Annotated in this window: 15 protein-coding genes; 11 read left to right on the forward strand and 4 right to left on the reverse strand. The window is 70.2% G+C overall.

Features of this window, described 5'->3' with window-relative positions; all coding sequences use genetic code 11:
* Nucleotides 1-4 precede the first annotated feature (4 nt).
* The 3 genes from K318_RS18245 to K318_RS0100220 are packed head-to-tail and all read left to right on the forward strand — an operon-like array spanning nt 5 to nt 2,966.
* The gene (locus tag K318_RS18245; protein WP_084499613.1) at nt 5-1,186 is read left to right on the forward strand and encodes a threonine aldolase family protein; all 1,182 of its coding nucleotides are present in this window, start codon (nt 5-7) and stop codon (nt 1,184-1,186) included.
* Nucleotides 1,179-2,057, forward strand: a complete 879-nt coding sequence (locus K318_RS0100215) for an alanyl-tRNA editing protein (protein ID WP_029087974.1) — start codon at nt 1,179-1,181, stop codon at nt 2,055-2,057. The genes K318_RS18245 and K318_RS0100215 overlap by 8 nt, the downstream gene beginning before the upstream one ends.
* Before the next feature lie 9 nt (nt 2,058-2,066).
* On the forward strand, nt 2,067-2,966 hold the full coding sequence (locus K318_RS0100220) for a PhzF family phenazine biosynthesis protein (protein WP_051297276.1): 900 nt from the start codon (nt 2,067-2,069) through the stop codon (nt 2,964-2,966).
* A 292-nt stretch (nt 2,967-3,258) separates the two neighbouring features.
* Here the strand turns inward: K318_RS0100220 and nrdF are convergent, their stop codons facing one another.
* The 4 genes from nrdF to nrdH form a co-directional block, all read right to left on the reverse strand.
* A complete protein-coding gene (gene nrdF, locus K318_RS0100225; RefSeq protein WP_029087976.1) occupies nt 3,259-4,233 on the reverse strand; it encodes a class 1b ribonucleoside-diphosphate reductase subunit beta in 975 nt (324 codons plus the stop codon).
* Nucleotides 4,234-4,366: 133 nt separating this feature from the next.
* Nucleotides 4,367-6,520, reverse strand: a complete 2,154-nt coding sequence (gene nrdE, locus K318_RS0100230; RefSeq protein WP_425393436.1) for a class 1b ribonucleoside-diphosphate reductase subunit alpha — start codon at nt 6,518-6,520, stop codon at nt 4,367-4,369.
* Nucleotides 6,521-6,525: 5 nt separating this feature from the next.
* Entirely contained in the window at nt 6,526-6,912 is a 387-nt protein-coding gene (gene nrdI, locus K318_RS0100235) for a class Ib ribonucleoside-diphosphate reductase assembly flavoprotein NrdI (RefSeq protein WP_029087978.1), read from the reverse strand.
* Nucleotides 6,913-6,926: 14 nt separating this feature from the next.
* On the reverse strand, nt 6,927-7,172 hold the full coding sequence (nrdH, locus tag K318_RS0100240; protein WP_029087979.1) for a glutaredoxin-like protein NrdH: 246 nt from the start codon (nt 7,170-7,172) through the stop codon (nt 6,927-6,929).
* A gap of 448 nt (nt 7,173-7,620) precedes the next feature.
* Between nrdH and K318_RS0100245 the strand changes: the two genes are divergently transcribed.
* The 8 genes from K318_RS0100245 to K318_RS0100280 all read left to right on the forward strand — a co-directional run bounded on the left by K318_RS0100245 (nt 7,621) and on the right by K318_RS0100280 (nt 15,917).
* Entirely contained in the window at nt 7,621-8,616 is a 996-nt protein-coding gene (locus K318_RS0100245) for an AAA family ATPase (RefSeq protein WP_029087980.1), read from the forward strand.
* Nucleotides 8,613-9,539, forward strand: coding sequence for a DUF58 domain-containing protein (locus tag K318_RS0100250; protein ID WP_029087981.1), 927 nt, complete (start codon nt 8,613-8,615; stop codon nt 9,537-9,539). The genes K318_RS0100245 and K318_RS0100250 overlap by 4 nt, the downstream gene beginning before the upstream one ends.
* Nucleotides 9,529-9,972: a hypothetical protein gene (locus tag K318_RS0100255; RefSeq protein ID WP_029087982.1), complete on the forward strand. Its 444-nt coding sequence runs from the start codon at nt 9,529-9,531 to the stop codon at nt 9,970-9,972. Before K318_RS0100250 ends, K318_RS0100255 begins: the two co-directional genes overlap by 11 nt.
* Nucleotides 9,966-10,946, forward strand: coding sequence for a vWA domain-containing protein (locus K318_RS0100260; RefSeq protein WP_029087983.1), 981 nt, complete (start codon nt 9,966-9,968; stop codon nt 10,944-10,946). Before K318_RS0100255 ends, K318_RS0100260 begins: the two co-directional genes overlap by 7 nt.
* The gene (locus K318_RS18250) at nt 10,943-12,025 is read left to right on the forward strand and encodes a VWA domain-containing protein (protein WP_051297277.1); all 1,083 of its coding nucleotides are present in this window, start codon (nt 10,943-10,945) and stop codon (nt 12,023-12,025) included. The genes K318_RS0100260 and K318_RS18250 overlap by 4 nt, the downstream gene beginning before the upstream one ends.
* Nucleotides 12,022-13,029, forward strand: a complete 1,008-nt coding sequence (locus tag K318_RS24500; RefSeq protein WP_156913724.1) for a hypothetical protein — start codon at nt 12,022-12,024, stop codon at nt 13,027-13,029. The genes K318_RS18250 and K318_RS24500 overlap by 4 nt, the downstream gene beginning before the upstream one ends.
* Nucleotides 13,030-13,119: 90 nt before the next feature.
* On the forward strand, nt 13,120-14,184 hold the full coding sequence (gene speB / locus K318_RS18255; protein ID WP_084499432.1) for an agmatinase: 1,065 nt from the start codon (nt 13,120-13,122) through the stop codon (nt 14,182-14,184).
* Nucleotides 14,181-15,917 (forward strand): thiamine pyrophosphate-binding protein, encoded by a 1,737-nt coding sequence (locus K318_RS0100280; RefSeq protein ID WP_029087985.1) that lies wholly within the window; start codon nt 14,181-14,183, stop codon nt 15,915-15,917. Before speB ends, K318_RS0100280 begins: the two co-directional genes overlap by 4 nt.
* The last annotated feature ends 41 nt before the right edge of the window (nt 15,918-15,958 follow it).

Raw genomic sequence — 15,958 nt, forward strand, 5'->3', positions numbered from 1 at the left:
CATGATGACCGACCCTTCGCCCGAGCCGAAGCGCTCGCGCACCACCCCGGACGAAACCCTGGGCGGGCGCCTGCACGATGCGTCCGTTCGCGGTTTCGCCTCGGACAACTGTTCGGGCGCTCACCCCCAGGTGCTACAGGCGCTGATCGCGGCGAACGGCGGACACCAAGCGGCGTACGGCGGCGATGACTACACGGCCCGGCTCCAGGCGGAGATGCGCGCCCGGTTCGGTGATCGCGCGGAGACCTATCCCGTCTTAAACAGCACCGGAGCCAATGTGCTCGCACTCCAGTCCCTGCTCCCGCGATGGGGTGCGGTGGTGTGCGCGCAGACCGCGCACATCAACGTCGATGAGAACGGGGCGCCCGAGCGCGTCGGTGGGATGAAGCTGCTGATGGTGCCCACCGAGGACGGCAAACTGACCCCGGAGCTGATCGACCGGGAGGCGTGGGGGTGGGGCGACGAGCACCGGGCCCAACCCTTGGCGGTCTCGATCACGCAGACCACCGAGCTCGGCACCTGCTACTCCGTCGACGAGGTCCGCGCGATCACAGCCCACGCGCACTCCCGTGGCATGCGCGTGCACATGGACGGTGCCCGCCTCGCGAACGCTGCGGCGACACTGGACGTCCCGGTCCGGTCGTTCACGAGCGATGCGGGCGTGGATGTGCTGTCGTTCGGTGGCACGAAGAACGGGCTCGTGTTCGGCGAATGCGTGGTGGCGCTGGATCCCGACGCCGCGCCGGGGCTGGTGTATCTGCGGAAGATGAACATGCAGCTCGCGTCGAAGATGCGGTTCGTATCCGCACAGTTCCTCGCGCTCCTGGACGATGACCTGTGGTTGCGGTCCGCGGCGCACGCCAACGCGATGGCGTTGCGTTTGCGCGCCGCAGTCGAGGGCCTGCCAGGGGTCGCATGCACGCAGGACACGCAGGCCAATGGCGTGTTCGCCACGCTGCCCGCAGGGATCGCCGACCGTCTCCGTACGCGGTTCGGCTTCTACGACTGGGATGCGTCGCGAGGCGAGGTGCGCTGGGTGTGCTCCTTCGACACGACCGAAGAGGATATCGACGCGTTCGCGGACGCACTCCGTGCAGAGCTGGCAGCGCCGGCCGCGCCCGCGAGCGAGAGTGCCCCGGTCCCGGGCCTCGACCCAGCTGAGAAGGAGCCCCGACACGATGCATGAAGTTCCCGCGATCGCCGAGACCCGGGTGAGCTATCCCGACGGTGCGCTCGCCTCCACCGGGGCCGTCGTCCATGTCGAAGCGGGCGAGCAGGGCGGCTGGGCCGTCGTGCTCGACCGCACCGCGTTCCATCCGGTCGATGCGTCATGGCCCGATCAGCCCGCCGACCGCGGCATCATGCGCTCCGGTGATTCCGAACTCAGCATCATCACGGCAGTCACCGGCGGTTTCCAGGACGGTGTTCTCGTCTACGGCGAGAACCTGTCGGCACGCCTCGGCACGCCCGGGTGGACGTTCTGCGTGGTCCACCTCGTCGATGGTCCTCCGCCCCAGGTCGGCGCTGAAGTGCGTATCGACGTGGACGAGGAGCACCGCGCTGCACTCTCTGCCGGGCACACCGCCTGCCACCTCGCAGCGCTGGCGCTGGATGCGGCCCTCGCCGACGCCTGGGGGAAACCCGTGAACGTAGATTCTCTGGGTAACCCGGCTTTTGACTCCCTTGCCGTCCAGCGTTCCGCGATCGAGGAGTTCAGTTCCGTCGACGTCTATCGGGTCGGCAAGAGTCTGCGCCGCAAGGGATTCCGCCCAGAGGCGCTCGAGGATCTCGAGAGCCTTGCCCACCGCATCAACTGGATACTGGGGGCTTGGGTCTCCACCGGCGCGACCGTGAGCATCGAACGAGCCGGCGACGAACTCTCGGCCCGCCGGACCTGGACCTGTCGCCTCCCCGAGAAGACCGCCACGATCCCCTGCGGCGGGACGCACCTGCGCAGCCTGTCCGAACTATCAAGCATCGAGGTGTCGCTCGACGCGACCCAGGTTCCCGGCGGGACGGCACTCGTCATGCGCACCACCGCCGTACCCCACCAGTGAGGACGTTCCATGCAGCACTCCACCCCCCACGCACACGACAGCGCACGGGACGACGCCGAAGGTACGACTCGCAGGTTCCGTCAGGTCGACGTGTTCGGCCAGGCCCCCTGCACCGGCAACCCGGTCGCGGTGATCCTCGACGCCGACGGGCTCGACGACGAGGCGCTGCGGAGGTTCTCGGTCTGGTCGAACCTCTCCGAATGCACCTTCGTGCTGCCTGCGACCGATCCGGGAGCGGACTATCGGGTGCGCATCTTCAGCCTGAACACGGAGCTGCCCTTCGCGGGCCACCCGACCCTCGGCACCGCACGCGCCTGGCTCGACGCCGGCGGCGTCCCGAAGCAGCCGGGCGTGGTGGTCCAGGAATGCGGGGCCGGCCTCGTCCCGATCCGCATCGAGGGCGACCGGCTCGCGTTCTCCGCGCCCGCGCGACTGCGCTCGGGCCCGGTCGACCCTGAGCTGGTGACCGCACTGATCGAGATCCTCGGGATCGAGCACGATCAGGTCGTGGACGCGGAATGGCTCGACAACGGGCCCGGCTGGGTGGGGCTCCTGCTCGACCACGCCGACACGGTGCTGGGTCTGCGCCCCGACGCCTCCGCGCACCCGGGCCGCTGGGATATCGGCGTGATCGGCGCCCACGACCCCGGCACGGAGACCGCGTTCGAACTGCGGGCGTTCTTCACCGAGGGCGAAGAACCCCTGCGGGAGGACCCGGTGACGGGCAGCCTGAACGCCGCCGCAGCGGAATGGCTCATCACCACCGGCCGCGCCACCGCCCCCTATGCCGCCGCGCAGGGCACCGCGATGGGCCGGCACGGCCGCATCCACGTCACCACCGACGATGACGGCACGCTCTGGGTCGGCGGGCGAGCCGACGCAGTCGTCTCAGGCACCGTCACCCTGTGACGCCTCGCCTGTGACCGGAGAGCCGTCGCTGTCCTGAGACTGCGTGCCAGGGCTGATGGAACGGGGGTGACAGCTGATCCGGCGCCGGCACCGGAATCCGGAGTGTTCTCCGGGGCGCGCTCGCCTGGAAGGTGCGCACGTGCCACTGACGTGCCACGCCGAACGGGTACTGATGTTCATCTGTGCTCTCCTCTGTCCTACGGATGGAGGCACGAAAAGAGGCCCGGACCCGCAGTTACCTGCAGGTCCGGGCCGCTCACCAGCCTTTACGGACTGTCAGCTGGACCAGGCGTCAGAAGTCCCAGTCGTCGTCCTCGGTGTTCTCCGCCTTGCCGATGACATAGGACGAGCCTGAGCCGGAGAAGAAGTCGTGGTTCTCATCGCTGTTGGGCGAGAGCGCGGACAGGATCGCCGGGTTCACGTCCGTGACCTCGCGCGGGAACATGGGCTCGTAGCCCAGATTCATGAGTGCCTTGTTCGCGTTGTAGTGGAGGAACTTCTTCACGTCCTCGCTCAGGCCCACGCCGTCGTAGAGGTCGTGGGTGTACTGCACCTCGTTCTCGTAGAGCTCGAAGAGCAGGTTGAACGTGTAGTCCTTGAGTTCCTCCCGCTTGGCCTCGTCCACGCGTTCCAGCCCCCGCTGGTACTTGTAGCCGATGTAGTAGCCGTGGACGGCCTCGTCGCGGATGATGAGGCGGATGAGATCCGCGGTGTTCGTGAGCTTGGCCCGCGAGGACCAGTACATGGGCAGGTAGAAGCCGGAGTAGAAGAGGAAGGACTCCAGCAGCGTCGAAGCGACCTTCCGCTTGAGCGGATCGTCACCGTGGTAGTAGGAGAGGATGATCTCCGCCTTGCGCTGCAGGTTCTGGTTCTCCGTGGACCAGCGGAACGCCTCGTCGATGTCCTTCGTGGAGCACAGGGTGGAGAAGATCGAGGAGTACGACTTCGCGTGCACGGACTCCATGAACGCGATGTTCGTGTAGACGGCCTCCTCGTGCGGAGTGAGCGCGTCCGGGATGAGCGAGACCGCACCCACCGTGCCCTGGATCGTATCGAGCAGGGTCAGGCCGGTGAAGACGCGCATCGTGAGCGTCTTCTCCTCCTCCGTGAGCGTCGACCAGGACGGCACGTCATTGGACAGCGGCACCTTCTCCGGCAGCCAGAAATTGGCGGTGAGGCGGTCCCACACCTCGAGGTCGACATCGTCCTGGATGCGATTCCAGTTGATCGCATCGACATGGGAGACGAGCGAGAGCTTCTCAGTCATGGCTTCCTCTTCAGGCCTTTCCTCGTGTGCGGGACCGTGTCATGGGGAGACCGGTGCGTGGTGCGGGTGCGCACGGCCGACCGTGCGCGGAGGCACCCGCCCGCACAGCGGCGGACGGGTGCCGAACCGGTGGTCAGAGCATGCAGGACACGCAGCCCTCGACCTCGGTCCCGGCCAGCGCGAGCTGGCGCAGACGGATGTAGTACAGGGTCTTGATGCCCTTCCTCCACGCGTAGATCTGGGCTTTGTTGATATCGCGCGTGGTCGCGGTGTCCTTGAAGAACAGCGTGAGCGAGAGGCCCTGATCGACGTGCTGGGTGGCCTCGGCGTACGTGTCGATGATCTTCTCGTAGCCGATCTCGTACGCGTCCTGGTAGTAGTCCAGGTTCTCGTTCGACATGAAGGGCGCCGGGTAGTAGACGCGCCCGATCTTGCCCTCCTTGCGGATCTCGATCTTCGAGGCCACGGGGTGGATCGAGGAGGTCGAGTTGTTGATGTACGAGATGGAGCCCGTGGGCGGCACCGCCTGCAGGTTCTGGTTGTAGATGCCGTGTTCGGCGACATCGTCCCGGAGGCGGGCCCAGTCCTCCTGCGTGGGGATGTGCACGCCGGCGTCCGCGAACAGCTGCGCAATCCGCTCCGTGCGCGGCTTCCACTCCTGTTCCGTGTACTTCTCGAAGTACTCGCCGGTGGCGTACTTGGACCGCTCGAAGCCGGCGAACGTGCGCCCGCGCTCCTTCGCGATCTCCATCGACGCACGCACCGCATGGTAGGCGACGGTGTAGAAGTAGATGTTCGTGAAGTCGAGGCCCTCGTCCGAGCCGTAGTGGATGTGCTCGCGAGCCAGATACCCGTGCAGGTTCATCTGCCCCAGACCCACCGCATGGCTCATGTCGTTGCCGCGCGCGATCGAGGGCACGGAGTCGATGTCCGAGGTCTCCGAGACCGCCGTGAGCCCGCGGATGGCGGTCTCGACGGTGCGGCCCAGGTCCTCGGAGTCCATCGTGAGCGCGATGTTGAGCGAGCCCAGATTGCAGGAGATGTCCTTGCCGACCGTCTCGTAGCCGAGGTCCGCATCGTAGCGGCTGGGCTCCGAGACCTGGAGGATCTCCGAGCACAGGTTCGACATCGTGATCTTGCCGTCGATCGGGTTGGCCCGGTTCACGGTGTCCTCGAACATGACGTACGGGTACCCGGACTCGAACTGGATCTCCGCCAGCGTCTGGAAGAACTCGCGCGCATCGATCTTCGTCTTGCGGATCCGCGCGTCGTCGACCATCTCGTAGTACTTCTCCGTCACGGACACCTCCGTGAACGGCACCCCGTAGACGCGCTCCACGTCATAGGGGCTGAAGAGGTACATGTCCTCCTTGCGCTTGGCCAGCTCGAACGTGATGTCCGGGATGACGACGCCCAGGGAGAGGGTCTTGATGCGGATCTTCTCGTCCGCGTTCTCCCGCTTGGTGTCGAGGAAGCGGTAGATGTCCGGGTGGTGGGCGTGGAGGTACACGGCACCGGCGCCCTGACGGGCTCCCAGCTGGTTGGCGTAGGAGAAGGAGTCCTCGAGCAGCTTCATCACCGGGATGACCCCGGAGGACTGGTTCTCGATCTTCTTGATGGGCGCACCGTGCTCGCGGATGTTCGTGAGCGAGAAGGCCACTCCGCCGCCGCGCTTGGACAGCTGGAGCGCGGAGTTGATGGAGCGGCCGATCGACTCCATGTTGTCCTCGATCCGCAGCAGGAAGCAGGAGACGAGCTCGCCCCGCTGCTTCTTGCCCGCGTTGAGGAAGGTGGGCGTCGCAGGCTGGAAGCGGCCTGCGATGATCTCCTCGACCAGCCGGGTCGCGAGCGTCTCGTCGCCGCGGGCCAGGAACAGCGCGACCATGACCACGCGGTCCTCGAAGCGCTCCAGGTAGCGCTTCCCGTCGAAGGTCTTGAGCGTGTAGGAGGTGTAGTACTTGAAGGCGCCCAGGAAGGTCTGGAAGCGGAACTTCTTCGAATACGCGAGCTGCGAGAGGTCCTTGATGAACTCGAACGAGTACTGCTCGAGCACCTCGCGCTCGTAGTAGTCGTGCTCGACGAGGTAGTCCAGCTTCTCCCTGAGGTCGTGGAAGAAGACGGTGTTGTTGTTGACGTGCTGCAGGAAGTACTGCCTGGCAGCCTGCCGATCCCTCTCGAACTGGATGCGGCCGTCCGCATCGTAGAGGTTGAGCATGGCATTGAGCGCGTGGTAGTCGAGGTCCGTCTCCTCGCGGATGACGGCTTCCACGTCGCGTGCGGCGCTGATGCTTGTCACAGTTCGTCCAATCCTCTGTCTACGTTCTCCGCGTCCCCGGGCATGCCGAGGAGCTCGAAGCGGTAGAGAACCGGCACCCCGCACTTGACGGACACGATGTCCGCCGCACGGCAGTAGTTCTCACCGAAATTGGTGTTCCCGGCTCCGATCACGCCCAGCAGACGCTCGCGGTTGGCCTTGATGTTGAGGAACTTGATGACCTGCTTGGGCACCGACCCCCGGTGGGGGCCGGCGCCGTAGGTCGGCGTGATGAGGACGAAGGGCTCGTCCACGACGGGCATCTCGTCCTTCGTCAGCAGCGGCAGCCGCCGCACCGGATGGCGCAGCTTCGCCGCGAAGCGATGGGTGTACTCCGAGGGACTCGAGTAGTAGACGACGAGCACTGCCCGTCACACCCTCAGGCCACCGAGGTCGAGGCCGCCTCCGCGGTGAGAGCGGCGATCTTGTCCGGGCGGAACCCGGACCAGTGGTCATCGTCCGTGACCACCACGGGAGCCTGCATGTAGCCCATCGCCTTGACCACGTCGAGGGCGCTCGGATCCTCGCTGAGATCCACGCTGCGGTATTCGACGCCCTTGGAGTCGAGGGCGCGGAAAGTGGCGCTGCACTGCATGCATGCGGGCTTCGTGTAGACAGTGACCATGGGGCTCTTCGACCTTCCTCCGCGGCCGTTCCCGGCGCTCTTCCCGCGGCTCTCCGCGTGAATCGCCCGAACGGCTCGACCACTAGATGTTGTGTTCGGTGACCAGCGTACTCCCATATGCTGTGCTTTTCCATCGCCTCCGACCTCGTCCACCGGTCCCACAGAACCCCGTCTCGAGTTCTCCACAGGGTGTGAATGACAGCCCTGTGGTTCGCTTCCCCACTGCTGCCGCGGAAGAGCGCGCGCAGGGCTCCGCCGCCGTCCCCAGGCCGTCCCCAGGATCGGCCGGATGAATCCACACGGCGTGTCTTCCCCGGCGAGCCCCAACTCACATCCGCGGCTGTTCCCGGACCGTCACACGGGCTGAGCACCCGCGTCCGCGGGTGCCGATACGGTGGGGGCAGCACACGGATGCACGGGCCCCTCCCGTGCGAGGAGGAGAGCACAGATGGCACGTCACCAGCCCGCCCCCGCGGACACCCGGGAGATCTCCGTCGCGGCAGAGGTGCTGGCCCGTGTCAAGGCCCATGTCGACACCTTCGTGGTGGGCCAGCAGCGGCTGCGCGAGACGCTGCTCATCGGACTTCTCACAGAGGGCCATCTGCTCCTCGAGAGCGTCCCGGGGCTCGCGAAGACCACGGCCGCGGCCAGCCTCGCCGGTGCGGTCTCGGCCTCTTTCGCCCGCATCCAGTGCACCCCGGACCTCCTGCCGAGCGACATCATCGGCACCCAGATCTTCAACTCCACCACGAACGAGTTCGAGACGAAGCTGGGCCCCGTCCACGCGCACATGGTGCTGCTGGACGAGATCAACCGCTCGAGCGCCAAGACGCAGTCGGCGATGCTCGAGGCCATGCAGGAGCGGCAGACCACTATCGGCGGGGTGCACCACCGGCTGCCCACCCCCTTCCTCGTGATGGCCACCCAGAACCCCATCGAGCAGGAGGGCACCCACCCCCTCCCGGAGGCCCAGCTCGACCGCTTCATGCTCAAGGACGTCCTCGCCTACCCCACCCCGGAGGAGGAGCTGGAGATCCTCAGCAGGCTGGACGCCGGGGTCTACGAGAACAGCCCCGAGCCCGCCTGCACCGTCAGCGAGCTGCGCTCCATGCAGGAGTCCGCGCGCCACATCTACATCGACCCGGCCATCAGCCGGTACATCGTCGAGCTCGTCTGGGCCACCCGCGCGGCCGAGCGCGTGCTGGGCCCGCGCGGCACGCTCATCGAGGCCGGCGCCTCCCCGCGCGCGTCCATCGCCTTCACCCGCGCCTCCCGGGCGCTCGCCCTCATCCGCGGCCGCAACTACGTGATCCCCGAGGACGTCAAGGACCTCGCGCACAGGGTCCTGGCGCACCGGATCGTCCTCACCTTCGAGGCGATCGCCGAGGGCATCACCGCCGCGCACCTGGTCACGGACATCCTCGGCCGGGTGAGGACGCCATGACACCCGCCCTCCTCCCCCGGATCCGCGCGCAGCTCACCCTGCACACCCGGCGGAGGGTCTCCGGTCTGCTGGAGGGGGGCCGCTCCTCCGTGTTCCACGGCCGCTCCCTCGACTTCGACGACCTGCGGGAGTACGTGCCCGGCGACGAGATCCGCGACATCGACTGGAAGGCCACGGCCCGCCACACCGCGCCTCTCGTCAAGCGCTACGCGGAGCACAGGCGGCTGCGCCTGGGGCTCGTGGTCGCCTCGGGCGCGACGATGGACGCGCTGTCCGCCGGCGGCGAGTCCAAGCGCGACCTCGCCATCCTGCTCGCAGGCATCGCCGGGTGGTTCGCCGTACGGGGCGGGGACGAGGTCTGCCTCGCCACGGGCGACGGGCACCGCACGCGGCTGAGCCGGCCGGAGTCCAGCGAAGCAGGCCTCGAGCACCTGCTGCGCCGCATCCTCTCCCAGCGCGGCACCGCGGACGCCCAGACCGTCCTGGACCACCTCGCCTGGCTGTCCACCCGGCTGCGCCGGCGCCATCTCCTCGTCGTCGTGTCCGATGAGATCGACCTCGACGAGGACTGCCTGCGCCTGCTGCGGCGCCTCACGGCCCACCACGAGCTGCTGTGGCTCACGGTCGCCGAGGCCGATCCCCTCGCGCTCGCAGCCGAGGGCGGCACCCCCTACGACGCCGTCGCGGCCCTGCAGGCCGCAGGCGGCAACGGGGTCCGAGTGCCCGCGGGAGCTCATGTGCCCGCAGGTCTCACCCCGGATGCGCGGCTGCGCGAGGAGTTCGCGCGCGCCGAGGAGCAGCGTCGGGCGCGCACCCACCGGGTGCTGCGCGCAGCCGGCGCGGTGCACGAGACCGTCGGCAGGACGGCAGAGGCCGTGCCCGCCTTCCACCGGCTCGCGGAGAGGCACCGCCGTGTCCGCTGACCTCCATCCGCCGCTCGCGGCCTCCGACCTGTGGCTGGTCGCCGCCGTCCTGGGCCTCCTCCTCGCCGTCCTCCTGGCCTTCCTGCCGCTCGCGCGCAGGCTGCGGTCCGCTCGCGCCGCGGTGGGACCGGTGCCCGAGCACGTGCGCCGCACCTATTCCGTGCGCCTGGACGAGGTCGAGCGCAGGGCGGAGGCCGGAGACCTGACGGGCCGGGCCGCGGCCCAGGAGCTCAGTGTGCTGCTGCGGGACTTCGCCGGTGCGGCCTGGGGGCTGCGCACCGAGCACATGACCGCGCGCGAGATGCACGAGCGCGGGGTGGGCCCGCTGGCCTCAGCCGTCGCCCGCCTCTACGCCGCCGAGTTCGGCCGCGAGGAGCCCGTCCGCGTCGATGAGGAGCTGCGCCTCGTCAGGGAGGTGGTGACGCGATGGTGACCCGCCCGCTGCTGCCGCTGGCCGTCGCCCTCGGGACCCTCGCCGTCATCGCTGTGGCCCTCGCCCTCGCCCTGCCCGCTCGCGCCCGAGGCCGGCTGCCGGTGGCCCGCCTCCACCGCCTCACGGCCCTGCCCGCCTACGCCCGGGTGCGCAGACGGGCGCTGCTGCGCGGCCTCGCGCTGCTCCTCGTCGCCGCGCTCACCTGCGGCTTCGCCCTCGCCGGCGTCTCCCGGCCCACCGAGCGGGAGACGATCAGCCCCAAGCGCCATCTGCGCGATGTCATGCTGTGCCTCGACACCTCCGGTTCGATGATCGGCTACGACGCGGAGATCATCGAGGCCTACGCCCGGATGGTCGACTCCTTCGACGGGGAGCGGATCGGCATGACGGTGTTCAACTCCACCGCGGTCACGGTCTTCCCCCTCACCGACGACTACGACATGGCATCCGAGTTCCTGCAGGACGCCTATGACGGCCTCACCACCTTCGGCACGGAGGGCCTCGACTTCCTCATGGCCACGCAGCCGCAGAACGTGCCCGGCTCGTCCCTCATCGGCGACGGTCTCGCCAGCTGCGTGGAGGCCTTCGACCGGCGGGACGAGGACCGCAGCCGCTCGATCGTCCTCGCGACGGACAACGAGCTCGCGGGCACCCCCCTGTTCAGCCTCGACGAGGCAGCCGGGATCGCCGAGGACGCCGGCGTCCGCGTCTACGCCCTCGCCCCCGAGTCCTGGTACTTCACGACAGCGCTCGACGAACTGGAGGCGGCCGCGGAGCGCACGGGCGGCGCCCTGCACTCGATGTCCGACGGGGCTGCGATCGACCGGATCGTGGCCTCGGTACAGGAGACGGAGGCCAGGCTCACCGACGGGCGCACCGTCACGCTGTTCCACGACCGGCCGCTCGTCCCGCTCTTCGGTGCGGGGCTGGGCACCCTCATCCTGCTCGTTGCGGCCTGGAGGCTGAAGCTGTGAACGACCTCGTCCTCTCCCCCGTGCTGCCCTGGCCCGTGCTCGCGGGACTCGCGGGGCTGCTCCTGGCCGGCTGCGCGGTGCTCGCGGTCCGCACCCGCGGCCGCCGGCTGCAGTGGTCGATGCGCGGTGCCGCCGTGCTCGTCCTCGCCCTCGCGCTCCTCCGGCCCGGCGTCCCCGTCCCGGGCGTCGCGGAGCGCGCGGAGAGCGCCCTCGACGTGTTCGTCGCCGTGGACACGACGGCCTCCATGATCGCCGAGGACTGGAACGGCGACGAGCCCCGCCTCAGCGGCGCGGTCGAGGACATCCGCCGACTCATGGAGCAGGCGCCCGAGGCGCGCTTCTCCCTCGTCACCTTCGCCTCGACCGCTCAGACCGTCGTGCCGCTGACCACCGACCATGCCGCGATGGGCTCCGCGCTCGAGGTGCTGCGGCCCGAGCTCACGCTCTACTCCTCCGGCAGCTCGATCACGGAGCCGGCCGCGCATCTGCGCACACGCCTGGAGAAGGCCGCGGAGGACCGGCCGGAGAACGCCCGCCTGCTGTTCTACCTGGGCGACGGCGAGCAGACCTCGGACGCGGAGCCGGCGCCCATGAGCGACCTCGCGGACCTCGTGGACGGGGGCGCCGTGTACGGCTACGGCACGGAGGCCGGGGGCCGCATGCTGGAGACGAGCAGCTACTGGGACGAGTCCGAGCCCGCCCATATCGAGGATCCCGAGACCGGTGAGCCTGCGGTCTCGCGCATCGACACCGCCGCGCTCGAGGAGATCGCCGGGGATCTGGGCGTGGACTTCGCGCATCGGGAGGCCGGCACAGACCCCGGCTTCGCCTTCCCCGAGGCCGACCGCATCGTCCAGGCCCGCGAGGAGAGCCGGGCCGGAGTCGCGGAGTACACGTGGGCGCTCTTCATCCCGCTCACGGTTTGGCTCGCCGCAGAGGCGGTGCTCGCCGCCCGCGGCCTCCGCAGGACCGGGCTGCTCAGCGGCGGCCGGCCGCGTGCGGCCGCTCCGACTCCCGCCGGTCCGCGCATCCCGGGCCCCTATGGCGGCGGCCCGCACGGCGGCGGGTGGGGACGATGAGCGCGGGCACCGGGGCTGTGTCCGGGCCGACGGGCGCGGGGACCGAGGCGCCTATCGCCGCAGGCACAGAGCCCGCCACGGGAGCAGGTGCGGCCTCGGGCGACGGGGCTCCGGCCGGGTCCACCGCCGGCACGCCGGCGCGCACCGGCCGCGGTCCGCGCACCGCGATGCGCGGACTGCTCCGCGGGTTCCTGCGCGGACTGCGCAGGTGGGCCGTGCTCATCGTGGTCATCGCTCTGCTCCTGGCCGCGGGTGCGTGGGCGGGGACCGTCCACTGGCAGCTCCAGTCCGCGCGCACCGCCTTCGCCGCAGGAGACCATGCGGCTGCGGAGTCCGCCGGGGAGCGCTTCCTCGAGCTCAGCCCGCTGGAGCGGCACAAGGGGCATTTCGCGATCGGCACCGCGCGCGCCGCGGAGGGCCGGCTGGACGAGGCGGACGCCGCGCTCGCACGGGCCCTCGAACTCTCCCCCGTCGCGGACGAGTGCGCGATTCGGCAGAACCTCGCGCACGTCCAGGAGGCCCAGGCGGGCGAGTTCCGCGAAGCCGGTGACACGGACGCCGCGAACGAGCGCTTCGACGCCGCGCGCACGACTCTCACCGAGGCGCCCGAGGAGTGCCGTCCCGAGGGCTCGGCGCAGGACGAGCAGATGGATGAACAGGAGCAGGGCGTCGACGAGGCGCAGGAGGCGATGAACAGGCCCGAGCAGACCGGCGGCGAGGGCTCCGGCGAGGACGAAGGCGAGGGTGCCGGCGACGGGCAGCCGGACGAGGGGGACGGCGGTGAGCAGTACGATGCCGAGGAGGGCGCGGACGGCGCAGGCGGGGATGAGGACAGCCAGGGCGCGGGGAGCGGAGGCGCACCGGACACGCAGCCGGGACAGACCTCCGAGGACGAGCGCCTCGACGAGCTGCGCGAACGCCGGAGGGCCTCCGAGGAGGAGTACGCGGAGTCGAACTCCGGGGAGGGCTCAGGGGTGCGCGGCCCGGGCGTGAAACCCTGGTGATCTGAGCTCCGCGGCTTTCGGCACCCGTCATCGCCGCTGTGCCACCATGGAACCTCAGCCCGATGCCGTGCCGAGACGAGGAGACGGACCATGTCTGCCGAACAGCCCAGTGACGATCGCCGGCCGCAGCCGCTGGGTCCGGCGGACTACAGCCTCACCCCGCGCTTCGCCGGGCCGCCCACCTTCGGACTCCTCCCGCGGCTCGACGAGGTCGGCGCCGCGCACCCGGGCTCCGCACCGGACGTGAAGATCGTGGGGGTGCCCTTCGACTCGGGCGTGAGCTACCGGCCGGGCGCACGGTTCGGCCCCGACCACATCCGCACCGCCTCCAAGCTGCTGCGTCCCTACAACCCGGCGATGGAGGTCAGCCCCTACGCCGTCCAGCAGATCGCCGACTGCGGGAACCTCGGGGTGAATCCCTTCGACATCGAGGCCGCGATCGCGGCGGTCGAGGAGAGCGCGAACGCCCTGCGCGCAGATGGCGCGAAGCTGCTCACCCTCGGCGGTGACCACACCCTGGCGCTGCCGAACCTCCGCTCCGTCGCACGGACCCACGGGCCGGTCGCAGTCCTCCACTTCGATGCCCACCTCGACACCTGGGACACCTACATGGGCGCGCCGTACACCCACGGCACGCCCTTCCGGCGCGCCGCGGAGGAGGACCTGCTCGATCCCGCGCGCTGCCTGCACGCGGGCATCCGCGGCCCCCTCTACGGCAGGGAGGATCTCGAGGCGGACGAGGTGCTGGGCTTCCAGATCATCCGCGCCGACGACTTCCAGGTCCAGTCCCTGCCCCGGATCGTGGAGCGGATCCGGGCGCGCCTCGGCGACGGTCCCGTCTACCTCTCGATCGACATCGATGCGCTCGACCCCGCCGCGGCGCCGGGCACCGGCACGCCCGAGGCCGGCGGCCTCACGAGCCGCGAGCTGCTGGGGGCGGTGCGCGGCCTGCGCGGGCTCGACATCGTGGGCGCGGAGATCGTGGAGGTCGCCCCCGCCTATGACCATGCCGAGATCACCGGGCTGGCCGCAGCCGCGCTCGGCTACGAGATCCTCTCGCTCTGGGCAGCCGCGCACACGGACGGTGCACGGGACCCGGAGCGGACGGCCTGCGCTCAGGGCGAGGGCACGCACACGGACGGTGACAGGGCATGAGCGCGGAGACTCCGCGCAACGGCGGGCTGGCGGTGGTCGCGGCCCTCGCCGCCCACGGCGTCGACACGGTGTTCGGCATCCCCGGCACCCACAACCTCGAGCTGTACCGGCACCTGCCGGCCCACGGCATCCGCGCGATCACGCCGCGCCACGAGCAGGGGGCAGGCTATGCGGCCGACGGTCACTTCCTCCTCTCCGGCCGGCCGGGAGTGGTGATCACGACCTCGGGCCCGGGTCTCACGAACGCGCTCACCGCCGCGGCGACCGCATACGCCGAGTCCCGTCCCCTTCTCCTCCTCTCCCCCGGCGTCCCTACGGGAGAGGAGGGCGCCGGTCTGGGGACGCTCCACGAGACCAAGGACGCTTCCGGAGCGCTCGACCGCCTGCTCGTCTCCTCCCGACGCGTCCGCACCGCAGAGGAGGCGGGGCAGGCGGTCGCCGAGGCCTTCGCGCTCTGGCGCACCCACCGGCCCGGTCCCGTGCACGTCGAGATCCCGCTCGACGTGCTCGAAGGGCCCTGGCGCGGTCCCGTCGCCGGCCCTCTGGCCACGGGTCACCGGCCCGTGGACGGGACCGTGCTCGGTGAGGCCGCGCATGCACTGGCCGGCGCCCGGAGTCCGCTCATCGTGGCCGGGGGCGGCACCAGGCATGCCGCAGACCCCCTCCGCAGACTGGCGGAGGCGCTCGATGCGCCCCTCGTCACGACCGCCAACGGCAAGGGCGTCCTCGACGAGGGCCATCCGCTCGCGCTGGGAGCGTCAGTCCGGTTCCGCGCCGTGCAGGAGGCCTCACGCGAAGCGGATGTGCTCCTCGTCCTGGGCTCGGAGCTGGGCGATTCGGATCTCTGGGGCGGGACGATCGGCCGGCGGGAGGCTCCGGTTCCCCAGCACGGTGGAGTGGCCGACCAGCAGACCGTGATCCGCTGCGATGTCGATCCCGGACAGCTGCACAAGAATCTGCGCGCGGACATCGTCCTGCCCGGGGACGCCGCGGACTGGGCCGAGGCGCTCGCCGAGGCGGTCTCGGTCGGGCGCACTCCCGCGGCCGTTGCGAGTGGGCGGATTCCCGAAGCGGCGGCGGACGGGCACACTCCCGCGGTGGCCGCGGGAGCGCGGGCGCCGCAGGACGCACCGGGCACGGCCGGTGCCGCACGCGTCCGGACGATCCTCCGCGAGGCAGAGACCGAGTTCGACCGCGGGAGCCTCGGCGCGCGCATCACCGCGCTCGTGCAGGCGGCCGCCGGTGAGGAAGTCGTGATCGCCGGGGACTCCTCCCGGGTGACCTACGACGGCACCGTCCACGCACTTCGCGCCCGCACCCCCGATCAGCTCCTCTACATGCCGGGGTTCGCGACGCTGGGCTACGGCATCCCCGCCGCGATCGGCGCGAAGCTGGCGGCGCCGGACCGGCCCGTCGTCTGCCTCGTCGGGGACGGCGCCGCGATGTTCTCCGTCCAGGAGATCATGACCGCCGCGGAGCGGGGCCTGCCCCTGCCCTTCGTCATCGTGGACAACGGCGGCTACCAGGAGATCGAGCACCAGATGCGCGAGCGCGGCATGGAGCCGTTCGCCGTCCGGCTGGCATGTCCCGATTTCGCGGCCCTCGGCGAGTCGATGGGCGCCTTCGGGGTCACCATGGCGGAGGAGGAGGTCGAGGCCGACCTGCCCGAGGCGCTGCGCACCGCGCTCCGCGCGGGCCGACCCACCGTCATCCATGTCCGCGGGGCCGCCTGAGGACGCCTCTCCCCCGCCTCCCCGATCGCACAGGGGGAGGT

Origin of the sequence: Brevibacterium album DSM 18261, from assembly GCF_000426445.1 — a bacterium.
GTDB lineage: Bacteria > Actinomycetota > Actinomycetes > Actinomycetales > Brevibacteriaceae > Brevibacterium > Brevibacterium album.

Excerpts from the sequence above, each read along its gene's own strand:
- K318_RS0100250 (WP_029087981.1), top strand. The coding sequence starts at position 8,613 with ATGACACCCGCCCTCCTCCCCCGGATCCGCGCGCAGCTCACCCTGCAC.
- K318_RS24500 (WP_156913724.1), top strand. The coding sequence starts at position 12,022 with ATGAGCGCGGGCACCGGGGCTGTGTCCGGGCCGACGGGCGCGGGGACC.
- K318_RS0100245 (WP_029087980.1), top strand. The coding sequence starts at position 7,621 with ATGGCACGTCACCAGCCCGCCCCCGCGGACACCCGGGAGATCTCCGTC.
- nrdF (WP_029087976.1), bottom strand. The coding sequence starts at position 4,233 with ATGACTGAGAAGCTCTCGCTCGTCTCCCATGTCGATGCGATCAACTGG.
- speB (WP_084499432.1), top strand. The coding sequence starts at position 13,120 with ATGTCTGCCGAACAGCCCAGTGACGATCGCCGGCCGCAGCCGCTGGGT.
- K318_RS18245 (WP_084499613.1), top strand. The coding sequence starts at position 5 with ATGACCGACCCTTCGCCCGAGCCGAAGCGCTCGCGCACCACCCCGGAC.
- K318_RS0100215 (WP_029087974.1), top strand. The coding sequence starts at position 1,179 with ATGCATGAAGTTCCCGCGATCGCCGAGACCCGGGTGAGCTATCCCGAC.
- K318_RS0100260 (WP_029087983.1), top strand. The coding sequence starts at position 9,966 with ATGGTGACCCGCCCGCTGCTGCCGCTGGCCGTCGCCCTCGGGACCCTC.
- K318_RS0100220 (WP_051297276.1), top strand. The coding sequence starts at position 2,067 with ATGCAGCACTCCACCCCCCACGCACACGACAGCGCACGGGACGACGCC.
- nrdH (WP_029087979.1), bottom strand. The coding sequence starts at position 7,172 with ATGGTCACTGTCTACACGAAGCCCGCATGCATGCAGTGCAGCGCCACT.
- K318_RS0100280 (WP_029087985.1), top strand. The coding sequence starts at position 14,181 with ATGAGCGCGGAGACTCCGCGCAACGGCGGGCTGGCGGTGGTCGCGGCC.